At 66.6% G+C, this 18,956-nt stretch carries 17 protein-coding genes; 12 read left to right on the top strand and 5 right to left on the bottom strand.

The window, feature by feature from the left end:
* Nucleotides 1–54: 54 nt before the first annotated feature.
* Nucleotides 55–3,672 (top strand): CheR family methyltransferase, encoded by a 3,618-nt coding sequence (locus ABID26_RS00005; RefSeq protein ID WP_354413199.1) that lies wholly within the window; start codon nt 55–57, stop codon nt 3,670–3,672.
* The gene (locus tag ABID26_RS00010; protein ID WP_245459999.1) at nt 3,659–4,021 is read left to right on the top strand and encodes a response regulator; all 363 of its coding nucleotides are present in this window, start codon (nt 3,659–3,661) and stop codon (nt 4,019–4,021) included. Before ABID26_RS00005 ends, ABID26_RS00010 begins: the two co-directional genes overlap by 14 nt.
* A 146-nt stretch (nt 4,022–4,167) precedes the next feature.
* Here ABID26_RS00010 and ABID26_RS00015 read toward each other — a convergent pair whose 3' ends face one another.
* Complete coding sequence (locus ABID26_RS00015; RefSeq protein ID WP_435528528.1) at nt 4,168–4,791, bottom strand: TetR/AcrR family transcriptional regulator; 624 nt, start codon at nt 4,789–4,791, stop codon at nt 4,168–4,170.
* A gap of 473 nt (nt 4,792–5,264) precedes the next feature.
* Here ABID26_RS00015 and ABID26_RS00020 point away from each other — a divergent pair, with 473 nt between their 5' ends.
* Genes ABID26_RS00020 through ABID26_RS00030 form a run of 3 tightly spaced genes read left to right on the top strand, consistent with a single transcriptional unit; the run spans nt 5,265 to nt 9,003 of the window.
* Nucleotides 5,265–5,732, top strand: a complete 468-nt coding sequence (locus tag ABID26_RS00020) for a (2Fe-2S)-binding protein (RefSeq protein WP_354414200.1) — start codon at nt 5,265–5,267, stop codon at nt 5,730–5,732.
* A complete protein-coding gene (locus ABID26_RS00025) occupies nt 5,729–6,712 on the top strand; it encodes an FAD binding domain-containing protein (RefSeq protein ID WP_292303981.1) in 984 nt (327 codons plus the stop codon). Before ABID26_RS00020 ends, ABID26_RS00025 begins: the two co-directional genes overlap by 4 nt.
* Entirely contained in the window at nt 6,709–9,003 is a 2,295-nt protein-coding gene (locus ABID26_RS00030; protein WP_292303979.1) for a xanthine dehydrogenase family protein molybdopterin-binding subunit, read from the top strand. The genes ABID26_RS00025 and ABID26_RS00030 overlap by 4 nt, the downstream gene beginning before the upstream one ends.
* A gap of 226 nt (nt 9,004–9,229) precedes the next feature.
* Here ABID26_RS00030 and ABID26_RS00035 read toward each other — a convergent pair whose 3' ends face one another.
* Complete coding sequence (locus tag ABID26_RS00035; RefSeq protein WP_292303978.1) at nt 9,230–9,613, bottom strand: SgcJ/EcaC family oxidoreductase; 384 nt, start codon at nt 9,611–9,613, stop codon at nt 9,230–9,232.
* Nucleotides 9,614–9,774: 161 nt separating this feature from the next.
* Here ABID26_RS00035 and ABID26_RS00040 point away from each other — a divergent pair, with 161 nt between their 5' ends.
* Nucleotides 9,775–10,260, top strand: coding sequence for a hypothetical protein (locus ABID26_RS00040; protein ID WP_292303976.1), 486 nt, complete (start codon nt 9,775–9,777; stop codon nt 10,258–10,260).
* Nucleotides 10,261–10,286: 26 nt separating this feature from the next.
* Here ABID26_RS00040 and ABID26_RS00045 read toward each other — a convergent pair whose 3' ends face one another.
* Nucleotides 10,287–11,297 (bottom strand): zinc-dependent alcohol dehydrogenase family protein, encoded by a 1,011-nt coding sequence (locus ABID26_RS00045; protein WP_292303974.1) that lies wholly within the window; start codon nt 11,295–11,297, stop codon nt 10,287–10,289.
* 98 nt (nt 11,298–11,395) lie between these two features.
* On the opposite strand from ABID26_RS00045, the gene ABID26_RS00050 reads away from it, so the two are divergent.
* Nucleotides 11,396–12,400 carry a LysR family transcriptional regulator gene (locus ABID26_RS00050; protein WP_292303972.1) on the top strand — a complete coding sequence of 335 codons (1,005 nt, stop codon included), beginning with the start codon at nt 11,396–11,398 and terminating at the stop codon, nt 12,398–12,400.
* Here the strand turns inward: ABID26_RS00050 and ABID26_RS00055 are convergent.
* Nucleotides 12,369–13,127 (bottom strand): slipin family protein, encoded by a 759-nt coding sequence (locus ABID26_RS00055; RefSeq protein WP_126100830.1) that lies wholly within the window; start codon nt 13,125–13,127, stop codon nt 12,369–12,371. The genes ABID26_RS00050 and ABID26_RS00055 overlap by 32 nt on opposite strands.
* A complete protein-coding gene (locus ABID26_RS00060) occupies nt 13,124–14,533 on the bottom strand; it encodes an NfeD family protein (protein WP_292303970.1) in 1,410 nt (469 codons plus the stop codon). The genes ABID26_RS00055 and ABID26_RS00060 overlap by 4 nt, the downstream gene beginning before the upstream one ends.
* A 192-nt stretch (nt 14,534–14,725) precedes the next feature.
* Here ABID26_RS00060 and ABID26_RS00065 point away from each other — a divergent pair, with 192 nt between their 5' ends.
* The 5 genes from ABID26_RS00065 (at nt 14,726) to ABID26_RS00085 (ending at nt 18,912) form a co-directional block, all read left to right on the top strand.
* A complete protein-coding gene (locus ABID26_RS00065; RefSeq protein WP_292303969.1) occupies nt 14,726–14,962 on the top strand; it encodes a DUF1127 domain-containing protein in 237 nt (78 codons plus the stop codon).
* Nucleotides 14,963–15,235: 273 nt separating this feature from the next.
* Nucleotides 15,236–15,829: an OsmC family protein gene (locus ABID26_RS00070; RefSeq protein ID WP_292303967.1), complete on the top strand. Its 594-nt coding sequence runs from the start codon at nt 15,236–15,238 to the stop codon at nt 15,827–15,829.
* Between the two features lie 73 nt (nt 15,830–15,902).
* The gene (locus tag ABID26_RS00075) at nt 15,903–17,129 is read left to right on the top strand and encodes a flavin-containing monooxygenase (RefSeq protein WP_354413204.1); all 1,227 of its coding nucleotides are present in this window, start codon (nt 15,903–15,905) and stop codon (nt 17,127–17,129) included.
* Between the two features lie 17 nt (nt 17,130–17,146).
* Complete coding sequence (locus ABID26_RS00080) at nt 17,147–18,460, top strand: NAD(P)/FAD-dependent oxidoreductase (RefSeq protein ID WP_292303964.1); 1,314 nt, start codon at nt 17,147–17,149, stop codon at nt 18,458–18,460.
* The gene (locus tag ABID26_RS00085; RefSeq protein WP_126100836.1) at nt 18,457–18,912 is read left to right on the top strand and encodes a MaoC family dehydratase; all 456 of its coding nucleotides are present in this window, start codon (nt 18,457–18,459) and stop codon (nt 18,910–18,912) included. Before ABID26_RS00080 ends, ABID26_RS00085 begins: the two co-directional genes overlap by 4 nt.
* Nucleotides 18,913–18,956: the final 44 nt, after the last annotated feature.

The following is an 18,956-nucleotide window of genomic DNA, read 5'->3' on the forward strand; positions in this document are numbered from 1 at the left end:
ATGCGGCTCTCATCGAGAGCATCCTCGAAAGCAGACGGGTTCAGGTAACAGGCAATGGCTCGGTCGACGAGGAAAGCAAGCACAAGGAAGGCAAGAGCTAGTTCGCGCGAGGCCGGGGAACAGCCCGCGCCCTTCCCCATCATCGGCATCGGCGCGTCGGCTGGTGGTATCGCGGCGCTGCAGACACTCTTTCCGGAAGTTCCAGCCGACAGCGGCTTTGCCTATGTGGTGATCCAGCATCTCGACGCCGAGCACGAAAGCGTGCTCGCAAGCATCATTCAGCGCTGCACCGCAATCGAAACGAAAACTGCGGCCGAGGGGCTGGAGATCGAGCCCGACCACATCTACGTCACCCCTCCGGGCGTCTCGGTGACAGTCGAAGGGCAGCGTTTTCACGTAGCCAAGATGACCACCATGCGTGCCAGACGAACGCCGATCGACGATTTCTTCGCCTCGCTGGCGCACGACCAGGCTGAGAATGCGGCCGGGATAATCCTTTCCGGAACGGGCAGCGACGGCACCATCGGGCTGAGGGCAATCAAGGAGCGCGGCGGGCTGACGCTGGCCCAGGAGAGCGCCGAATATGACGGCATGATGCGCAGCGCCGTCCAGAGCGGCATGATCGACATGGTGCTTCCCGCGGAACAAATGGCCGCGAAGCTGGTCGGCTATTTCAGCCACGCCAACCGTACCGAAAGCGAGCGCGACCGGCGCAAGCGCGACGTGGCGGAACAGCTTTCGCGCATCGCGGCGCTGCTTCGCACACGCACCGGCCATGATTTCAGCGGCTACAAGGACAACACCATCCTGCGGCGTATCCAGCGCCGCATGCAGGTGCTTCAGATCGACGAGCCGGCCGCCTTCTACGAGCGGCTGCGCGACGAGCCGCAGCAGGTGGACCTTCTGTTCCAGGACCTGCTGATCGGCGTGACCAGCTTCTTCCGCGACCCGCAGGCCTTCGAGGCGCTCGAACGCTTCGTCATTCCCAAGCTTTTCGAGGACCGCAAGCCTGACGAGACGATCAGGGTCTGGGTGCCAGGCTGCGCCACCGGCGAGGAAGCCTATTCGATCGCCATGCTCCTGAAGGAGAACGCGCCGCGCGGTGCCGCCTCGCCCAACCTGCAGATCTTCGCCACCGACATCGACGAGCGCGCCCTGGAAGTGGCCCGCGCCGGCCGCTATCCGGCGACGATCGCGACCGATGTGACGCCCAAGCGCCTCAAGGAGTTTTTCTCGCGCGAGGACGGCACCTATCGTATCGCCTCCGATCTGCGAGAAATCTGCCTGTTCTCGGCGCATAATCTGTTGCGCGATCCGCCCTTTTCCAAGCTCGACCTGATCGCCTGCCGGAACCTTTTGATCTACATGGGACCGGAGCTGCAGGAGAAGATCGTCCCGATCTTCCATTACGCGCTGCGCAACAACGGCTATCTGTTCCTCGGCTCCTCGGAGAACGTCACGCGCCACGGGCGCCTGTTCTCGACCGTCGACAAGGCGAGCCGCATCTTCCAGAAGCGAAGCGGAGTCGCCATGCAGCGGCTGCCGGAATTCCCGCTGGCGGCCGCGGCCAGGCCGGCGCTCCCGCTTGCACGCCGGGGGGCGCCGGCGAGTACCTTGCGGGAGGTTGCGGAACGCGTTCTCGTCGAGCGCTATGCGCCCGCCTATGTCATCATCAACGCCGACGGCGAGCTGATGCACAGTTCGGGAGGCACGGGCAAATATCTGGAGCTCGCCGCAGGCGCCCCCGACCACAACGTCTTTTCCATGGCGCGCCGCGGGCTGCGCATGGATTTGCGGGCGGCGCTCCACAAGGCGGTCAGCACCGGACAGGTGGCGGTCCAGAACAAGATCAGCATCGGCACCAATGGCGGGCGCCAGACGATCAGCCTGGCCGTGCAGCCGCTGCCGCCCGACGGCTCGCCCGACCCGCTCTACATGCTGGTCTTCCGCGACATCGGCGGCATCAAGCCGGAGGCCGAGGACGAGCCGGTCCACACCACCGACGATGTCGAAAGCGCCAATGTCAGCCAGCTCGAAAAGGAGCTGAGAGAAACCAGGGAGCGGCTGCAGATCACGACGGAGGAGCTCGAATCCTCCAACGAGGAGCTGAAATCCTCGAACGAGGAACTGTCCTCGATCAACGAGGAACTGCAGTCCTCCAACGAAGAGCTGGAAACCTCCAAGGAAGAGCTGCAGTCGATCAACGAGGAGCTGCAGACCGTCAATGCCGAGCTCAATATCCGCGTCGACGAGCTCAGCCGCGCCAACAACGACATGGCGAACCTGCTCGAAAGCACGCAGATCGCCACCGTGTTCCTCGACCGCGACCTCTGCATCAAGAGCTTCACGCCGACTGCGCGCGACCTGTTCAGGCTGGTCGAGAGCGATGTCGGCCGGCCGCTCGCGCATGTGCGCCCGCGTTTCCCCGCCGACGGGCTGCAGGCCGACATGGAACATGTGCTGCATAGGCTCGGCACGATCGAGCGGCAGATCGAGGGCGCCGAGAACAGCAAGCGCTACATCATGCGCGTGCTGCCCTACCGCACGGTCGACAATGTCATCGCCGGCGTCGTCGTCACCTTCGTCGACGTCACACAGATCGCGCGGGCGGAGGAAAGGATCGGCGCGCTCTCGCATGATCTGCGCAACCGTGTCGAAAGCCTGGAAACGCTGCTGGACCTCGTGCCGGTGGGCATCTTCATCGCCGAAGACGGTAACGGCGAGGCGATCCGCGCCAACCGCCGCGCGACGGAACTCGCCGGACGGCGCGCCACGGACGGCAAGCTGACGCAGGTGCCGGCCGGGCTGCCGCTGATGATCGACGGCGCTGCAGTGGCAACGGGCGATCAGCTCCTGCAGAAGGCGATGCGAACGGGCAAGGCCATCCCCGGCTATGAGGCGCGGATCGCACGGTCGGACGGATCGAGCATCGACGTGATGATGTCGGCCAATCCGCTGTTCGACGAATCCGGCAAGGTGCGCGGCGCGATTGCGACCCTGGTCGACATATCGAACCACAAGGAAGCGGAACGCAGCCAGGAAAGGCTTCTGCACGAACTGCAGCACCGCGTAAAAAACATCCTCGCCACGATCACGGCGCTGGCCTCGCGCATGATCCGCTCGTCAAATTCGATGGGCGAATTCTCGACCTCGTTCCAGGATCGGCTGCACGCGATGGCCCGTACGCATGAGGTGCTGTCGTCCTACAATTGGGGCGATGCCGACCTCGAGCAGCTGCTCAGGGCGATGCTCTCTCCCTACAGCAGCGAACGCCAGAGCCTCGTTGTCCGCGGCCGGCCGCTCCACCTCGATGGAGTGACGGCGGCGACGCTCGGCATGGTGTTCTTCGAGCTTGCCAGCAACGCCGCCAAATACGGAGCGCTTTCCGTCGATACCGGGCGCGTCGAAGTCTCCTGGGGCTTCGCGAAGCCGGGCGTGCTGTCGGTCACCTGGAAGGAAATCGGCGGTCCAGCGGTAGAAAAGCCATCCCGCATGAATTTTGGAACAACTTTCATCCAGCAGAGTTTAGAGTACGAATTGAGGGGAAGTGTCGAATTGAACTTCAGACCTGCCGGCCTGGAGTGCCGGCTTGAGATTCCCTTGTCCCAAACGGAAACCGTCGACCAGTTGCCTGGCACGAATGAACAAGAGCGCCCCATTGTCCGGCCTTAAGATCCTCGTCGTCGAGGACTCGTTCCTGGTTGCGCTCGATCTCTCCGACGAATTGACCGATGCAGGCTGCGATGTCGTCGGTCCCGCGCCCTCCGTCAAACAGGCGCTCGAGCAGATCGATGGCGTCGAGCTGGACGGGGCGGTGCTCGACGTCAACCTGCATGGCGAACGCAGCTTCCCGCTCGCCGAGCACCTCGCCACGCGCGATGTCCCTTTTGTTTTCCTCACCGGCTATGACAGCTCCACGATCTTTCCCGAGCAGTTCCGGGATTCGCCAAGGCTGTCGAAGCCCGTCGAGACCAGACAGCTCATCGAGGCGGTTTCGCGGTTTGGCGAGCGCAAGCATTGAGGGTTTATTCCTTCTCCCCTTGTGGGAGAAGGTGGATCGGCGCGCAGCGCCGAGACGGATGGAACGCCAGCGTCTCATTCCGCTGGAACACCCCTCATCCGTCGCCTTCGGCGACACCTTCTCCCACAAGGGGAGAAGGAGAGGCGCTACCCCCTCGCCCCGAACCTCAGCCCATCCATCAACAGCTTCACCAGCCGTCCCGAGCGCTCGCGCCAGTCGGGCGTGTTGGGGGCGGAGTAGATGCCGCCGAGCGCATGCATCACATCCGAGGCGTCGACGTCGGCGCGGATTTTTCCCGCGGCGGCGGCCGCCTCGACCAGGCTTCGCATAGCGCCCGAGACGCGTCCGGACGTGTCAGAGAACAGCGTCGAGTTGGTGGTGAGCAGGATGCGAAGGCTTGTGGCCAGGCCGCGCTTGGTGGCGATATAGACGACGAAGCGCTGCATCCAGAGTTCCAGCGCGACGTCGGCCGGATGATCGCGGGCGAGTTCGTCGGCCGCCTGGCAGAGCCCTTCCACCTCGCGGCGATAGACCACCTCGACCAGATGCTCTCGCGTCGGGAAATGCCGGTAGAGCGTGCCGATGCCGACCCCTGCCCGTTTCGCGATCTCCTCCAGCGAGGCATCGACGCCGTCGGCCGCGAAAGCCTGCGCCGCCACCTCGACGAGCTTGTCGCGGTTGCGCTGCGCGTCGGCGCGCAGCGGCTTCTGTGCCGGCACCTCAGGCTTTTCGGCGGTCTCTGGCGGCTCGTCGGACAGTTTTTTCTCCACTCTGGCAATATGGGGCTTGAACCGACGCGGATCAGCCCCCACGTAAATAAACGGAGGCGCCTCCGTTTTAGTGGAGCACCTTTATCATATAATCAGGGGAAGCGGTATGTCACGTGTTGAGCGCCAAACCTCCCCCCTCGAGGGGGAGATGTCGCCGAAGGCGACAGAGGGGGTCGTTGCGCGTGAAGCGCCAGCGCCTTGCGCGACGACAGACCGCGCCGGCGCTCTACGTGAGACGACCCCTTCTGTCCTGCCGGACATCCCCCCCAAGGGGGGAGATTAGCAGCTTCCACGCCTTGCCCCTCTCCCTCCAAGCCCCATTTCCATCCGCCTAGCGTCCAGCAATCGGAGCCCGACGCCCCATGACAAGTCAAATCCACACAGGCCAGCCCATCATCGATCCTCCCGAAGACGGCCATTTCAGGAATGACGATGCCGCCAGCGGCTCAACCAACCCGCCCAGCCCGACCACCCTGTCCCTCCATCTCACCATCAACGGCGAGACCCATGCGCTCGACCTCGAGCCGCGCGTCACCCTGCTCGACGCGCTGCGCGACCGGCTCGCGCTCACCGGCACAAAGAAAGGCTGCGACCAGGGCCAGTGCGGCGCCTGCACCGTGCATGTCGACGGCGAACGCGTGCTCGCGTGCCTGACGCTGGCAGCGCAAGTCGAGGGCCGCGAGATCACCACCATCGAGGGGCTGGTCGATGAGGACGGCACGCTTCATACCGTGCAGGCCGCCTTCCTCGAACAGGACGCCTTCCAGTGCGGCTATTGCACGCCGGGCCAGATCATGTCGGCGGTGGCCTGCATCCGCGAAGGCCATGCCGGCTCCGACGAGGAGATCCGCGAATACATGGCCGGCAATCTGTGCCGTTGCGGTGCCTATCCGCACATCGTCGCCGCCGTCCGCCAGGCAGCCAGGGAGCTCCGCGCATGAGAGATTTTTCCTACCTCCGCGCCGACAGCGTCGAGGCCGCGCGCAATGCGGCTGCCCTTCCCGGCGCCATGCTGCTCGCCGGCGGCACGACGCTGGTCGACCTCGCCAAATGCGGCGTCGCCGAGCCCTCGACCGTCATCGACATCAGCCATATCGAGGGGCTGAACGCCATCGATGTCGACTCGGACCGCGCCGTCATCGGCGCGCTGGCCAAGATGAGCCATGTCGCCGACAGCGCCGAGATAAAGAGCTACTTTCCGGTGGTGTCGGAAGCGCTCTGGCAGGCAGCCTCGGCGCAGCTTCGCAACATGGCGACCATCGGCGGCAACCTGATGCAGCGCGCGCGCTGCCCCTATTTCCGCGATCCGCAAAACTTCCCGGCCTGCAACAAGCGTGCGCCGGGCAGCGGCTGCTCGGCGATCGGCGGCGTGACGCGCGGCCATGCGGTGCTCGGCACCAGTGAGGCCTGCATCGCCACCTATCCAGGCGACCTGGCAATAGCGCTCGTCGCCTTCGACGCCGAGGTCGATCTCGGCGAGCGCAAGCTCAAGGTCGAGGACTTCTTCCTCGCCCCCGGCGCCACCGCCGAGCAGGAGCACGACATCCGCCCCGGCGAGGTGATCACGGGAATAGAGATCCCGGGCTCGGCCGCAGCGCGGCGCTCGACTTATCTGAAGATCCGCGACCGCCAGTCCTATGAATTCGCCGCGGCGAGCGCCGCGGTCGGGCTGGAGCTCGAAGCCGACGGCCGCACCATCCGCGACATCCGCGTCGCGCTCGGCGGCGTCGCGACAAAGCCGTGGCGGGCACGCGAAGTCGAAGAGGCGCTGAAGGGCAAGCCGCTCGACGAAGCGACCGTGCGCAAGGCGAGCGAGCTCGCCATGGAGGGCGCCGTCGACCATGGCGCCAACCACTACAAGATCGCATTGGCGCCGCGCGTCATCGCGCGCGCCATCCTCAAATTGGGAGAGACGGCATGACCGTTCATGGCATGAAACACGCAGCGTCGGACAGCGCCCGCCTGGAAGCGGTCGGCGGAAGGCTGTCGCGCGTCGACGGCCCGGCCAAGATCACCGGCGCCGCCCATTACGCGGTCGAGCAGCAGCTCGAAGGGCTGGCGCATGCGGTGCTGGTCGGCGCGACCATCGCCGCCGGAAAGGTCACCGAAATCGACACGCGCGCGGCCGAGACCGCGCCCGGTGTGCTCGCAGTGCTGACCCCCGACACCATAATGGAGCTGAAGGGCGCATCGGACTGGTTCGGCAGACCGCCATCCGCTGAAACCTATTGCCCTTTGGCCCGCGATGTCACCTATTCCGGCCAGCATGTCGCGGCGGTGGTGGCCGAGACCTTCGAGCAGGCGGTGGCGGCGGCAGCGCTGGTCAAGGTCAGCTATGACGAGACGCCGGCCGTCGTCGATTTGAGCGACGGCAAGGCCGGCGACGGCATCCTGATCGACGCCATGACCAAGGAATGGGGCGACGCCGAAGCCGCCTTCGCCGAGGCGCCGGTGCGCGTCTGCGTGGCCTACAACACGCCACGCGAGTTCCAGGCGGCGATGGAGCCGCACGGGCTGATCGCGCGCTGGGAAGGCGACGCGCTCACCATCTGGGAGCCCAGCCAGTGGCTGGACGGCATGGCGCGCACCTATGCCGAATGGTTCGGCGTGCCGTTCGAAAACGTCCGGCTGGTCTCGCCCTATATCGGCGGCGGCTTTGGCTCGAAGGCGCTGGCGCTCGCGCATAGCGCGGTGGCGGCCGCGGCGGCCAAGATGCTGAACCGCCCGGTGAAGCTGGTGCTCAACCGCCCGCAGAATTTCACCTCCTATGGCGGCCGCGCCGCCACGCGACAGACGGTGGCGATCGGCGCCGACCGAGACGGCAAGATCCAGTCGATCGTGCATCGCGGCGTCAACGAAACGGCGGTCGACGGCATGTGGGTCGAGCCGCTCGGATCGGTCACCTCGATCATGTATGCGACGCCCAATTTCTCCTCGAAGCAGAATGTGGTGCGGGTGAACACGGTGGTGCCGGGGGCAAAACGCGCGCCAGGCGAGAACCCGAGCGCCTTCGGCATCGAATGCGCCATCGACGAGCTTGCTTATGAGCTTGGGCTGGATCCGCTGGAGATGCGGCTGATCAACTATGCCGAGCAGGATCCGGAAGCGAAGAAGCAGTGGTCGACACGACAGCTGCGCGAAGCCTTCGCTGCCGGCGCCGAGGCCTTCGGCTGGGCGAAGCGCTCGGCCGCGCCGCGCTCGATGCGCGACGGCCACCAGCTCATCGGCTGGGGTATAGCTGCCGGCACCTATCCGGTGCGGCGCGCCCATGGGGAGGCGGTTGTAAGAATCCTCGCCGACGGTTCGGTCGAGGTCGAAAGCTCCTCCATCGACATGGGCCAGGGCACCTACACGATCCTCGCCCAGACTGCCGCCGAGACGCTCGGCGTGCCAGTGGAGCAGGTCTTGGTGAGGCTGGGGGATTCCCACTTCGCCCGTGCGGGCGTCACCGGCGGCTCGCGGCTTGCCGGCGTCATGACCGGCGCCGTCTACAAGGCGGCCGGCCAGGCACTCGACGAACTGGTCGGGCTGGCGCTCTCCGATCCGCGCTCGCCCTTCCAGAAGCTGCAGGCGAACACGCTTGTCGTGAAGGACGGCCGCATCGCCTCGCCGCGCGGCGAAGGGCCGGAGCTCACGATCGCCGAGCTGATGGAAACGCTTGGCCGCGAGCGGATCGAGGCCAAGGGCGACACCGTTCCGGCCAGCTTCACGCCGGAGCAGCGCTACAACAACTACACCACCATCGCCATGGCGCTGCCGCACACCGAGGGCGACTATTCGCGCCATTCCTGGTGCGCGCATTTCGTCGAGGTGCGCGTCGACGAGGATTTCGGCACCGTGCGTGTCTCGCGCGTGGTGTCGGCGCTGGATTCCGGCCGGCTCTACAACCCGAAGCTGGCCGAAAGCCAGTGGAAGGGCGGCATCATCATGGGCATCGGCCAGGCGCTCCTGGAAGAAGGCATCGTCGACCGCCGCCACGGCCGCATCGTCAACGGCAACCTCGCCGACTATATGCTGCCGACCAATGCCGACATCCCCGATATCCAGACGATCTCGGTCGGCATCCCCGACCCGCATTCTTCCGCGCTCGGCGGCAAGGGCGTGGGCGAGCTCGGCATCGTCGGCGTGGCGCCCGCGATTGCCAACGCGGTGTTCCATGCGACGGGCAAGCGGGTAAGGGATTTGCCGATCACGCTGGAGAAGTTGATCTGAGGGTGGCGCGGTTGGCGGAGCGCTTAATCTCCCCCCTTGCGGGGGAGATGCCTGGCAAGGCAGAGCGGGGTGCTGTCCGCCATCATCTCAGCCGATCCCCGGCACTACCTCAGCGACCGCGCTAGAGAGTGTTGATCCTCAAGGTCTGCGTTCCTTCCCACCCCCTCTGTCCTGCCGGACATCTCCCCCGCAAGGGGGGAGATTGGCAGTTCCGGCGACGGCGCCCCTACACCTTCGGCGCCAGCAAATTCGCATCCCTTGCCAACCGCCAGCGCCCGTCGCCTTCCTTTCGCAAAATCGTCAGCGTGTAGCCCGACCGCCGCACGGCTTCGCCGCCCGGCGGCGTCGCCGTCATCTCGATGCGGTTGCGGATATAGGCCCAGTCGCCGAGCAGCTTGAGCTCGACGATCTCGCTAGTGCCGTCGATCTTCGTCTCGCCCATGCCTCTGGAGGCAGCGGCGAAGGCTTCCTTGCCGAAGGGTTCCTTACCGGGAACCATAAAGACGACATCGTCCGTCATCAGGCCAAGCACGGTCTCCAGATCGCCCTTGCGGCTCGCAGTCATCCAGGTCTCGACCACCTGCCGGATCGCAGCCTCGTCGTCGGTCATTGCGTCGTCTCCGCATGCAATCGTCGGTGGATAAGTGGAGCAGCTGCGGCCGGCGGCAAGCGGCGGCGAAGGTGCGCGTAATCGCAGCCCAAATGGGGGAGATTGGCGCTCGCGCGCTTTCGCTAATCTCCGTATGATCGCCCTATTGCAGGGGAAGGACCATGAAAACCGCGTTACCGACACTCATCCTGGCGCTTGCAATCACCATCCCCGCCCATGCCGCATCCTGCGCGTGGTCCGCCAAGATGGAGGAGGACGAAGGCGGCAGCGTGATGACGGCTTCGGTCTGCGGCGGGCCGAAGGGCGATGCGCATCTGATGCTGACCTGCTTTGCCAAGCCGGTGCTGAGCTATGATCTCGGTGCTGCGGGCGGGCAACTCGAGCCCGGCATCAACGCCTCCTTCACCTTCAAGGCCGGCGGCAAGACCGTGACGCGGAAGCTCGACCTGGAAGCGATGTACAACTACTTCACGGCCGAGCTTTCCGGCCCCGCCGACCCGCTGCTCGCCCTGCTGCGCGGCAAGGGCGAGGCGACGGTCGGTGCTGCCAAATATGGCGAAGCGAGCTTTTCGCTGGAAGGCTCCGGCGCGGCGATCGGCAAGGTGCTGGCCGAGTGCGGCAAGGGCTCGGGCGGCGAAGCGGATTGAGCCGCCGATCTCCGACGGCGCTTCCCCTACCACTCCAACCCGAACACCAATTTCCCGAAATGCAGGCCGCCGGCGGCCATGTGGGTATAGGCCTCGGTGACTTCGTTCTGTGAAAACACCTTGTCGACGACCGGCTCGATCCCCGCGGTGCCGATGGCGCGGGCGGCGTCGCGCAGGTCCGAGACCGATCCGGTGTTGTTGCCAACCACCTTCAGCGCCTTGATGATGATCGGCAGCAGGTTGACGGTCGCCTCGGCGCCGGTGACGAAGCCGATGGTGAACAGCGTGCCGCCCGGTGCGGTGGCGTTGACGGCGCGCGCGAAGGTGGCGGTGCCGCCGGTCTCGACGATGAGGTCGGCGCCGAGGCCGTCGGTCAGTTCCAGCACCTTGCCGTCCCAGTCCGGCGTTGCACGGTAGTTGATCAGGTGATCGGCGCCGAGCGCCTTGGCCCGCTCCAGCTTCTCGTCCGACGACGAAGTGATGATGACGGTGGCCCCGGCCGCCTTGGCGAGCTGCAGCGTGAAGATCGAGACGCCGCCGGTACCGAGCAGCACGACCACCGAGCCCGGCCCGACATCGGCGGCGCGGAGCGCGTTCCAGGCGGTGGTGCCGGCGATCGGTAGCGTCGCCGCGGCCTCGAAGGAGAGGTGCGACGGGATCGGCACGACCGAATTGGCCGGCAGCGCGACATATTCGGCGAGCGATCCGGGCAGCGAAATGCCGCGCATCTGCGTCATCTCGTAAGGACGCGGCCGGCCGCCGATCCAGCGCGGCTTGGCATGGGCGACGACGCGGTCGCCAGCGCTGAGCCCCGTCACGCCCTCGCCGAGCGCCACGATCTCGCCGGCGCCGTCGGCGACCGGAATGAGCGGGAAGACCGGTCCGGGATAATTGCCGCTCGCCACAGCGACGTCGACGAAATTCAGGCTCGCGGCGCGCTGGCGGATCAGCACCTCGCCGCGCTGCGGTTCGGGCGTGGCGACATTGGTGGCGCGGAAGGCGTCCAGCCTGGGTTGGCTCAGTTCGATGGCTTTCATGGTTCACTCCGTGGGTTGCCGTTTGGCGGGTTGAGTAAACCTATCTGCTGCGCTATTTCTCGATAATCCTTGATCTTTACATTTGAGTATTGCGCCCCATGCAGCAATCCTACGAACCGGCGGCCCTTTCGGAAATGGCGGCCTTCGCGGCCATCGCCGAGGCGCGCTCCTTCACCAGGGCAGCCGCGCAGGTCGGACGCGACGCCACCATCCTTTCGCGCCGCCTGCAATCACTGGAGGAGCGGCTCGGCGTCAGGCTGCTCCACCGTACGACGCGCAGCGTGTCGCTGACCGAGGCCGGAGCGGAATTCCTGCCGCGGGTGCGCGCCGTCCTCGCCTCGGTCGACGAGGCCGAGGCGGCCGCGTCGGCGCATGCAGCCGGCGGGCCGCGCGGCCTGCTCAGGCTTGCGCTGCCCGGCACATTCGGGCGCATGTGGATCGGGCCGCTCTTGCCGCAGTTCCTCGCGGAGTTCCCCGATGTCCGTATCGAGGCCGAGTTCTCCAACCGCTTCGCCGATCTCGTCGCCGAGAATTTCGACATCGCCGTGCGGCTGGGCAGCCTGGAGGATTCGCGCCTGGTGGCGCGCAAGGTGGCGACGCGGCGCCGGCTGCTCTGCGCCGCGCCCTCCTACCTCGCCCGAAGGGGCAGGCCGGAAACGCCGCAGGCGCTGCTTCAACATTCCTGCCTCGGCTTCACCGGCTTCCAGACCTTTCCGGCCTGGGAGATGACCGACCGCGAGGGCCGGCGCATGCGCGTCGAGGTTTCGGGGCCGCTGGTCAGCGATGATGCCGAGGTACTGGTCGAGGCGGCGGTGCAGGGCGTCGGTCTGATGATGAGCACCGACTGGCTGGTCGGACGCGAGCTCGCCGACGGGCGGCTGGTGCCGGTCCTGGAAGACTGGACGCTCGCCGACGAGGGCGCGGTCTATGTCGTCATGCCCTCGGCCAAGGGCCAGGCTGCCAAGACCCGCGCCTTCGCCGACTGGATCGGCAAGCGCTTCGCCCCGGAGCCGCCGTGGCGGCGGTGCAACGCTCCCCCTTCTCCCCTTGTGGACGAAGGAGGGCCGCGCCTCACTTCCCCTCCCCCTTCAGGAACTGCCTGAGCAAATCCATCGGCAGCGGGAACACCACCGTCGAAGAGCGCTCGCCGGCGATGTCGTGCAGGGCCTCGAAATAGCGCAGCTGCATGGCCTGTGGCTCTTCGGCCAGCATCTTGCCCGCCTCGACAAGCTTGGCCGCGGCCTGCTGCTCGCCGTCGGCATTGATGACCTTGGCGCGCCGCAGCCGCTCCGCCTCGGCCTGCTTGGCGATGGCGCGGATCATGCTCTCGTTCAGGTCGACGTGCTTGATCTCGACATTGGAGACCTTAATGCCCCAGGCATCGGTGCGCTGGTCGAGGATCTCCTGGATGTCGCTGTTGAGCCTGTCGCGCTCGGCCAGCATCTCGTCGAGCTCGTGCTTGCCCAGCACCGAGCGCAGTGTGGTCTGCGCCAGCTGGTTGGTCGCGGTCATGAAATCCTCGACCTGGATGATCGCCCGCTCGGCGTCGACGATGCGGAAATAGAGCACCGCGTTGACCTTCACCGAGACGTTGTCGCGCGAGATGACGTCCTGCGGCGGCACGTCCTGCACCACCACGCGCAGGTCCACCCGCACCATCTGCTGGATGAAGGGAACGAGGATGATGAGGCCCGGTCCCTTGACCCCGGTGAAGCGGCCGAGCGTGAAGACCACGCCGCGCTCATATTCCCTGAGGATACGGATGGCCGCCGACAGGAACATGATCACCAGCAGCGCGAGGATCAGATAGCCGACATAAGCGACTGTCATTGTTTAGCTCCGTCGTTTCCTGCCCCCGTAGATTCCCGCCCGTTGTTTCCCGCCCCGTCGTTTCCGGCACCGCGCCGCCGCACCGTCAGCACGAGGTCGCCGACGGCGGTCACCTCCGCGCGATCTCCCGGCGCGATCGGTTCGTCGGCCTTCGCCCGCCAACGTTCGCCGAGCGCCAGCACATGGCCCTCGCTGCCCTGCCAGTCGAGAATCTCCACGAGCAGGCCGCGCATGGCCTCGCCGCCGATGCGCGGCGGATTGCGCCGCGCCGCCCAGAGATAGCTGCCGGCAAGCAGCGCGAGCGCCAGCGTCAGCGCGGCGGCGGGGCCGATGATGGCCCACGATATGGCGAAGCCCGGCCCCTCGACCTTGAGCAGCATGGCCGCGCCGAGCAGGAAGGCGGCCGCGCCGCCGACCCCCAGCACAACCGTCGGATTGAAAGCCTCGACGATGAGGAAGGCGACGCCGAGCAGCATCAGGGCGAGCCCGGTATAATTGATCGGCAGCAGATCGAGCGCATAGAGGGCGAGCACGATGCAGATGGCGCCGATGACGCCTGGCGCCACCGCGCCTGGGCTCGTGACCTCGAAGACGATGCCGTAGAAGCCGATCAGCATCAGGAGAACGGCGACGTTCGGATCGGTGATGACGGCGAGAAGCCGGATGAACCAGCCGGGGTCCAGCGCCTCGACGGTCAGGCCCTTTGTCGCCAGCACCTCCTTCTTGCCGGCCACGTCGACGGTGCGGCCATCGGCCAGTTGCAGCAGCTCGGTGGTGTCGCGGGCGACGAAGTCGATGACATGTTGCTGCAGCGCCGCACTTGCCGAAAGGCTTGCCGCCTCGCGCACGGCCTTCTCGCCCCAGTCGCCATTGCGCCCGCGCAGCTCAGCGAGCGAGCGGATGAGAGCCACCGCGTCATTGGTCACCTTGGCCATCATTGGGTCGGCGGATGGCTGCCCGGTGCCCTTGTTGTCCTTCTCTCCGCCGGGAAGCGAGGGCAGCCCGCCGATCTCGACCGGCGTCGCGGCCCCCAGATTGGTGCCGGGGGCCATCGCCGCGACATGGGTGGAGTAGAGGATATAGGTTCCGGCGCTGGCCGCATGGCCGCCGGCCGGCGCGACATAGCCGATGACGGGAACCGGAGAGGCCAAGATGTCGGCGATCATCTCACGCATCGAGGTGACCAGCCCGCCCGGCGTGTCGAGCTGCAGGATGAGGACGGCGGCGTTGCGCTCGGCCGCGGCCTTGAGCGCCTCCTTCAACTGGCGCGAGCTCGCCGGACCGATGGCGCCGTCGATCGCGATGCTGACAGCAACCCTCTCCGCGGCCGTTCCGGCCGAGGAGAAGGGAAAAAGAAGGGCGGCCACGAAGGCCGCTGCCAAAAGGGCCACCCGCGCGAGTCTCACGCTCAAAGCTCCTTGGATTCAATATGGGGTTGTGCCGGGCGAAGTCCAATGAGCTGCTGATCTCCCTCCTCGAGGGGGGGAGATTACCTGCCCTCGACGATTCCACGGCAATTTCGACGCGGGCTCCAACGCTCGCTCCCTCGCTCATGCCTCATCGTCCCCATTGACCGCCAACGAACAATGGAGACGACAATGACGACTTTGGCTCGAACAACCAATGAAACCCGCAGCGCCGACTTCAGCCTGTTCGGCTTCGTCGGCCGCGCCGCGCGCCTGGCCTATCGCGCCATGAAGATGCGCAGCGAACGCGCCGCGCTGCAGGCGATGCCGGACCATCTGCTCAAGGATCTCGGCATCAGCCGCTCGCAGATCGAGTACTGCACCTCGATCCGCCTTCCGCCCTCCGACGCGGATGGGATGAGCGACTGAAGCATGGGTCGCTTCGGCGGCCGGAAACAGCTTGAAGGTCGATCAAAAGCCCCGGTATCGCCGGGGTTTTCGCGTTTGGCCCTGCCCCGTCGACCGACCTTCCCGGCGTTGGATTCCGGCCGCGGGCGCGCATGCGAAACGAAACGTCCGATGCAATTTCCACGGTGCGCGTACCAAAAATTCCACGCTCGCACCCACTCTCGCTCACACGCTCTTCCGCCAAAGAAAGGCGTCACGGCAACCAAGCCGCAAACAATCTTGGGAGTAGAGAAAATGCAACCCAACACCAAACCTGCCAACACCAAGCCTGCAAGACTTCCGCTCAACGGCGTCGACACGCCGAACCTCATGGCGACGATCAATTTCGTGGCGGGCCAGCCGGAGCTGGCGAAGTTCCAGTTTCGCGCCCACAACGAATGGATCGAGGGCACGCACAGCAAGAGCGTCATGCATGGCTTCTTCGGTGCCGGCCAGGAGCAGAAGCACGAGAAGCCCTATTACGCCGACAGCGACCATCCGGCGATCCTGTGCGGCGCCGACAATGCGCCGACCCCGGTCGAATGGCTGCTGCATGCGCTGGCGAGCTGCCTGATGTCGGGCGTCGCCAACATTGCCGCCGCGCGCGGCATCAAGCTCACGCGGGTCAAGTGCTCTGTCGACGGCGACATCGACCTGCGCGGCATCCTCGGCATCTCCGACGAAGTGCGCAACGGCTTCCAGAACATCCAGGTATCGTTCGAGGTCGAAGGCGACGCGCCGGCCGAGAAGCTCACCCAGCTCATCGAACAGGCCCGCGCCCGCTCTGCCGTCTTCGACGTGCTGACCAAGGGCGTGCCGGTCACGGTCGGGATCAAGACCATCCAGTGACGCCGACACTCCAATGACCCTATGGGAGACGGTTCGCACACGGCCGTCTCCCTCAACGCCATCGGAAAGAACCATGAAACGGGCTGACGTCGTCATCGTCGGCGGGGGCCAGGCCGGCCTTGCGCTCAGCCATTGCCTCGGCCAAGCCGATATCGAGCATGCCGTGCTCGAGCGCGGCCGCATCGGCGAACGCTGGCGGTCGCAGAGCTGGCGCTCGCTCCGGCTCCTGACGCCGAACTGGCTGAATGCGCTGCCCGGTTCGCCCTATGGGGGCGACGATCCCGACGGCTTCATGGGCAAGGCCGCCTTTGTCGAGACCCTGGAGGCCTATGCGGGGCGCTGGCAGGCACCGATCGAATGCGGCGTCGAGGTTCTTTCCTGCAAGCGTGTCGGTAGCGGCTTCGCCTTGCGCACCAGCGCCGGCGACTGGTCCGCCAAGGCCGTCGTGGTGGCCACCGGCCATTGCGACCGGCCCATGATCCTTTTCGCGTCCGACACCGGGGGCGGGCCGCTCTCCCTCCACGCCTCGCAATATCGTTCCCCCGGCGAACTGCCCCCCGGCGGGGTGCTGATCGTCGGCGCCTCCTCCTCCGGCGTGCAGATCGCCGACGAGCTGGCGCGGACCGGCCGGCGCGTGACGCTATCGGTCGGCAAGCATACGCGCCTGCCGAGGCTGTGGCGCGGCAAGGACATCTTCTTCTGGCTCTGCCGGATGGGCTTCATGGCGCAGCGCCCGCAAGATCTCGCCAATCCGGAGAGCGCCAGGCGCCAGCCTTCGCTGCAGCTCGCCGGGCGGCCGGACAGGGCCGATGTCGACCTCGCCACCCTGCAGGCGCTGGGCGTCGAGCTGACCGGGCGCGTGCGCGGCATTGCCGATCGCGAGATCGCCTTCGCCGACGATCTTGCGGCGCAGATCGCGGCGGCGGAAGCGAAGCAGGCCCGCCTGCTCGCCGAGATAGACCGCTTTGCCGGCGACGCGCGACCAGGCCGGCCCGAACCGGTGGCGGTGCCTCCGGTCCGCCGCCGGCAACTCTCGCTGACGGACGGATCGATCCGCACGATCATCTGGGCGACCGGCTATCAGCGGTCGTTCGGTTGGCTGGAGCCGCTGGCGCTCGGCGCCGACGGCGAGCTCGCGCATCAGGGCGGCGTCACCAGCGTTCCCGGGCTCTACGCGATTGGGTTCCGCTTCCTGCGCAAGCGCGATTCCAATTTCATCGGCGGCGTCGGCGCCGACGCGCAAGCGATCGCCGCCGAAATCTCCCGCTATCTCGACCGCAAGGGCCAGCAAGCCGCCTGAGGCTGAGGACAATGACGATGCCGACAACCCCGCTCCGTTCCCTTCCGCCCACGCCGAAGCGCGCCCATTACGACGCCATCATCGTCGGCGCGCGCTGCGCCGGCGCGTCCACAGCCCTGCTGCTCGCCCGCGCCGGCCTGAAGGTGCTTTCGATCGACCGCAGGCCCTATGGCTCCGACACGCTGTCGACGCATGCGCTGATGCGGCCCGCGGTGCTGCAGCTGTCGCGCTGGGGCCTGTTCGAGGCGCTGCTCGAGGCCGGCACGCCAATCGTCGAGGCGACGACCTTCCACTATGGCGACGAGGGGATCACCATTCCACTCAACGCCGGACCGGATCTTCCCGGCCTGATCGCGCCACGGCGCACCGTGCTCGACCGTACCCTCGTCGACGCCGCGCGCAAGGCTGGCGCCGAGTTCCTGCACGACATGGCGGTCGGCGACCTCTTTGCCGACACGCGCGGGCGCGTGCGCGGCGTCGAGATCCGTGGTGCCGGCCGCGCCGCCCTGCGGGTGAGCGCCGACATCGTGGTCGGCGCCGACGGCATCGGCTCGCTGGTGGCGAAATGCTGCGACGCGCAGTTGCTCAGAAGCGGTACGGTCTCGGCCGCTCATGTCTATGGCTACGCGCCCGTCGATCCCGGCGTCGGCTACCACTGGTATTTTCGCGACGGCATCGCCGGCTCCCTCATTCCCACCAATGACGGGCTTGCCTGCATCGTCGCTTCGGTGCCGACAAAACTGTTCGACCAGCGCTTCCGCCTCGGCCATGCGCGCGCCCGCACGGAGGTGCTGGAAGCGCTTTCGCCGGCGCTTGCCGAACAGGCGAGCCGCGCGCCGAAGGACGCCCGCCTGCAAGCGTTCCGCGGCGTTCCGGGCTACATCCGCCAGGCCTATGGCCCGGGCTGGGCGCTGGTCGGCGATGCCGGCTTCTTCCGCGACCCGATCACCTCGCACGGTATTTCCGATGCGCTGCGCGATGCGGCGAGCCTGGCGCGCGCAGTCCTCGACGGCTCGGCAGCGGCCTTCGCTGCCTGGCAGCAGGAGCGCGACCTCTTCGCCAACCAGGTCCTCGACACCACGGATGCCATTGCCGGTTTCGACTGGACGCTGGCCGATATCGGCGAGCGGCATCGCAGCTTCAGCGCCGTCATGAAGGCCGAGGTGCAGACGCTCGCCGGACAGCCGATGCCGGACCGCCATGCCTCGCCCACCATGGGGCAGCCGACCTACCGGGCGCCGGCCAACCAGGACGAGCCGCAGGCCCCAGCCGGCGTTTCAAATCCCGGCGCCTCGAACCATTATCGCAACCGAATGGGAGCAAGACCATGACTGTGCATCTGATGAAGGACGGATGGATCGGCGTCATCAAGGGACGGCCGCAGGTGGGCGCCGTCGCCGAGCGTTCGCGGCGCACCCAACCGCAGGATATCGACGCGTTCGCGGACATGACCGGCGACCGCAACCCGCTGCACTACGACAAGCGGCTCGCCGAAGCTTCGGTGTTCGGCAAGCTGATCGTGCAGGGCGGAGTCACCTCCGGCATCCTGAACGCGGTGGTGGCGGAGGACATTCCCGGCCCGGGTTCGGTATTCCTCGAAGTCTCATGGAAATTCGTCAAGGCGGTCGGCGTCGGCGAATTGATAACCGGTCGCGTCGAGGTCAAGGAGGTGCGCGCCGACAAGCCGATCACCAAGCTGGAGACATCGGTGCGCAACGAAGCGGGCGAGATTTGCCTGACCGGCACCGCGACGGTGTTCACCGTGCCGCTCGCCAAGGGCTGAATGCGCCTGGCCCCGGGGCTGAAGGCCAGAAGCGATGACGGGCG

The sequence above is a fragment of the Mesorhizobium shonense genome (assembly GCF_040545255.1).
GTDB lineage: Bacteria > Pseudomonadota > Alphaproteobacteria > Rhizobiales > Rhizobiaceae > Mesorhizobium > Mesorhizobium shonense.

Bases quoted from the DNA above. Each gene is read 5' to 3' on its own strand.
- ABID26_RS00005 (WP_354413199.1), top strand. From the start codon at position 55: ATGGCTCGGTCGACGAGGAAAGCAAGCACAAGGAAGGCAAGAGCTAGT.
- ABID26_RS00080 (WP_292303964.1), top strand. From the start codon at position 17,147: ATGCCGACAACCCCGCTCCGTTCCCTTCCGCCCACGCCGAAGCGCGCC.
- ABID26_RS00050 (WP_292303972.1), top strand. From the start codon at position 11,396: ATGCAGCAATCCTACGAACCGGCGGCCCTTTCGGAAATGGCGGCCTTC.
- ABID26_RS00040 (WP_292303976.1), top strand. From the start codon at position 9,775: ATGAAAACCGCGTTACCGACACTCATCCTGGCGCTTGCAATCACCATC.
- ABID26_RS00085 (WP_126100836.1), top strand. From the start codon at position 18,457: ATGACTGTGCATCTGATGAAGGACGGATGGATCGGCGTCATCAAGGGA.
- ABID26_RS00075 (WP_354413204.1), top strand. From the start codon at position 15,903: ATGAAACGGGCTGACGTCGTCATCGTCGGCGGGGGCCAGGCCGGCCTT.
- ABID26_RS00030 (WP_292303979.1), top strand. From the start codon at position 6,709: ATGACCGTTCATGGCATGAAACACGCAGCGTCGGACAGCGCCCGCCTG.
- ABID26_RS00045 (WP_292303974.1), bottom strand. From the start codon at position 11,297: ATGAAAGCCATCGAACTGAGCCAACCCAGGCTGGACGCCTTCCGCGCC.
- ABID26_RS00035 (WP_292303978.1), bottom strand. From the start codon at position 9,613: ATGACCGACGACGAGGCTGCGATCCGGCAGGTGGTCGAGACCTGGATG.
- ABID26_RS00070 (WP_292303967.1), top strand. From the start codon at position 15,236: ATGCAACCCAACACCAAACCTGCCAACACCAAGCCTGCAAGACTTCCG.
- ABID26_RS00025 (WP_292303981.1), top strand. From the start codon at position 5,729: ATGAGAGATTTTTCCTACCTCCGCGCCGACAGCGTCGAGGCCGCGCGC.
- ABID26_RS00055 (WP_126100830.1), bottom strand. From the start codon at position 13,127: ATGACAGTCGCTTATGTCGGCTATCTGATCCTCGCGCTGCTGGTGATC.
- ABID26_RS00065 (WP_292303969.1), top strand. From the start codon at position 14,726: ATGACGACTTTGGCTCGAACAACCAATGAAACCCGCAGCGCCGACTTC.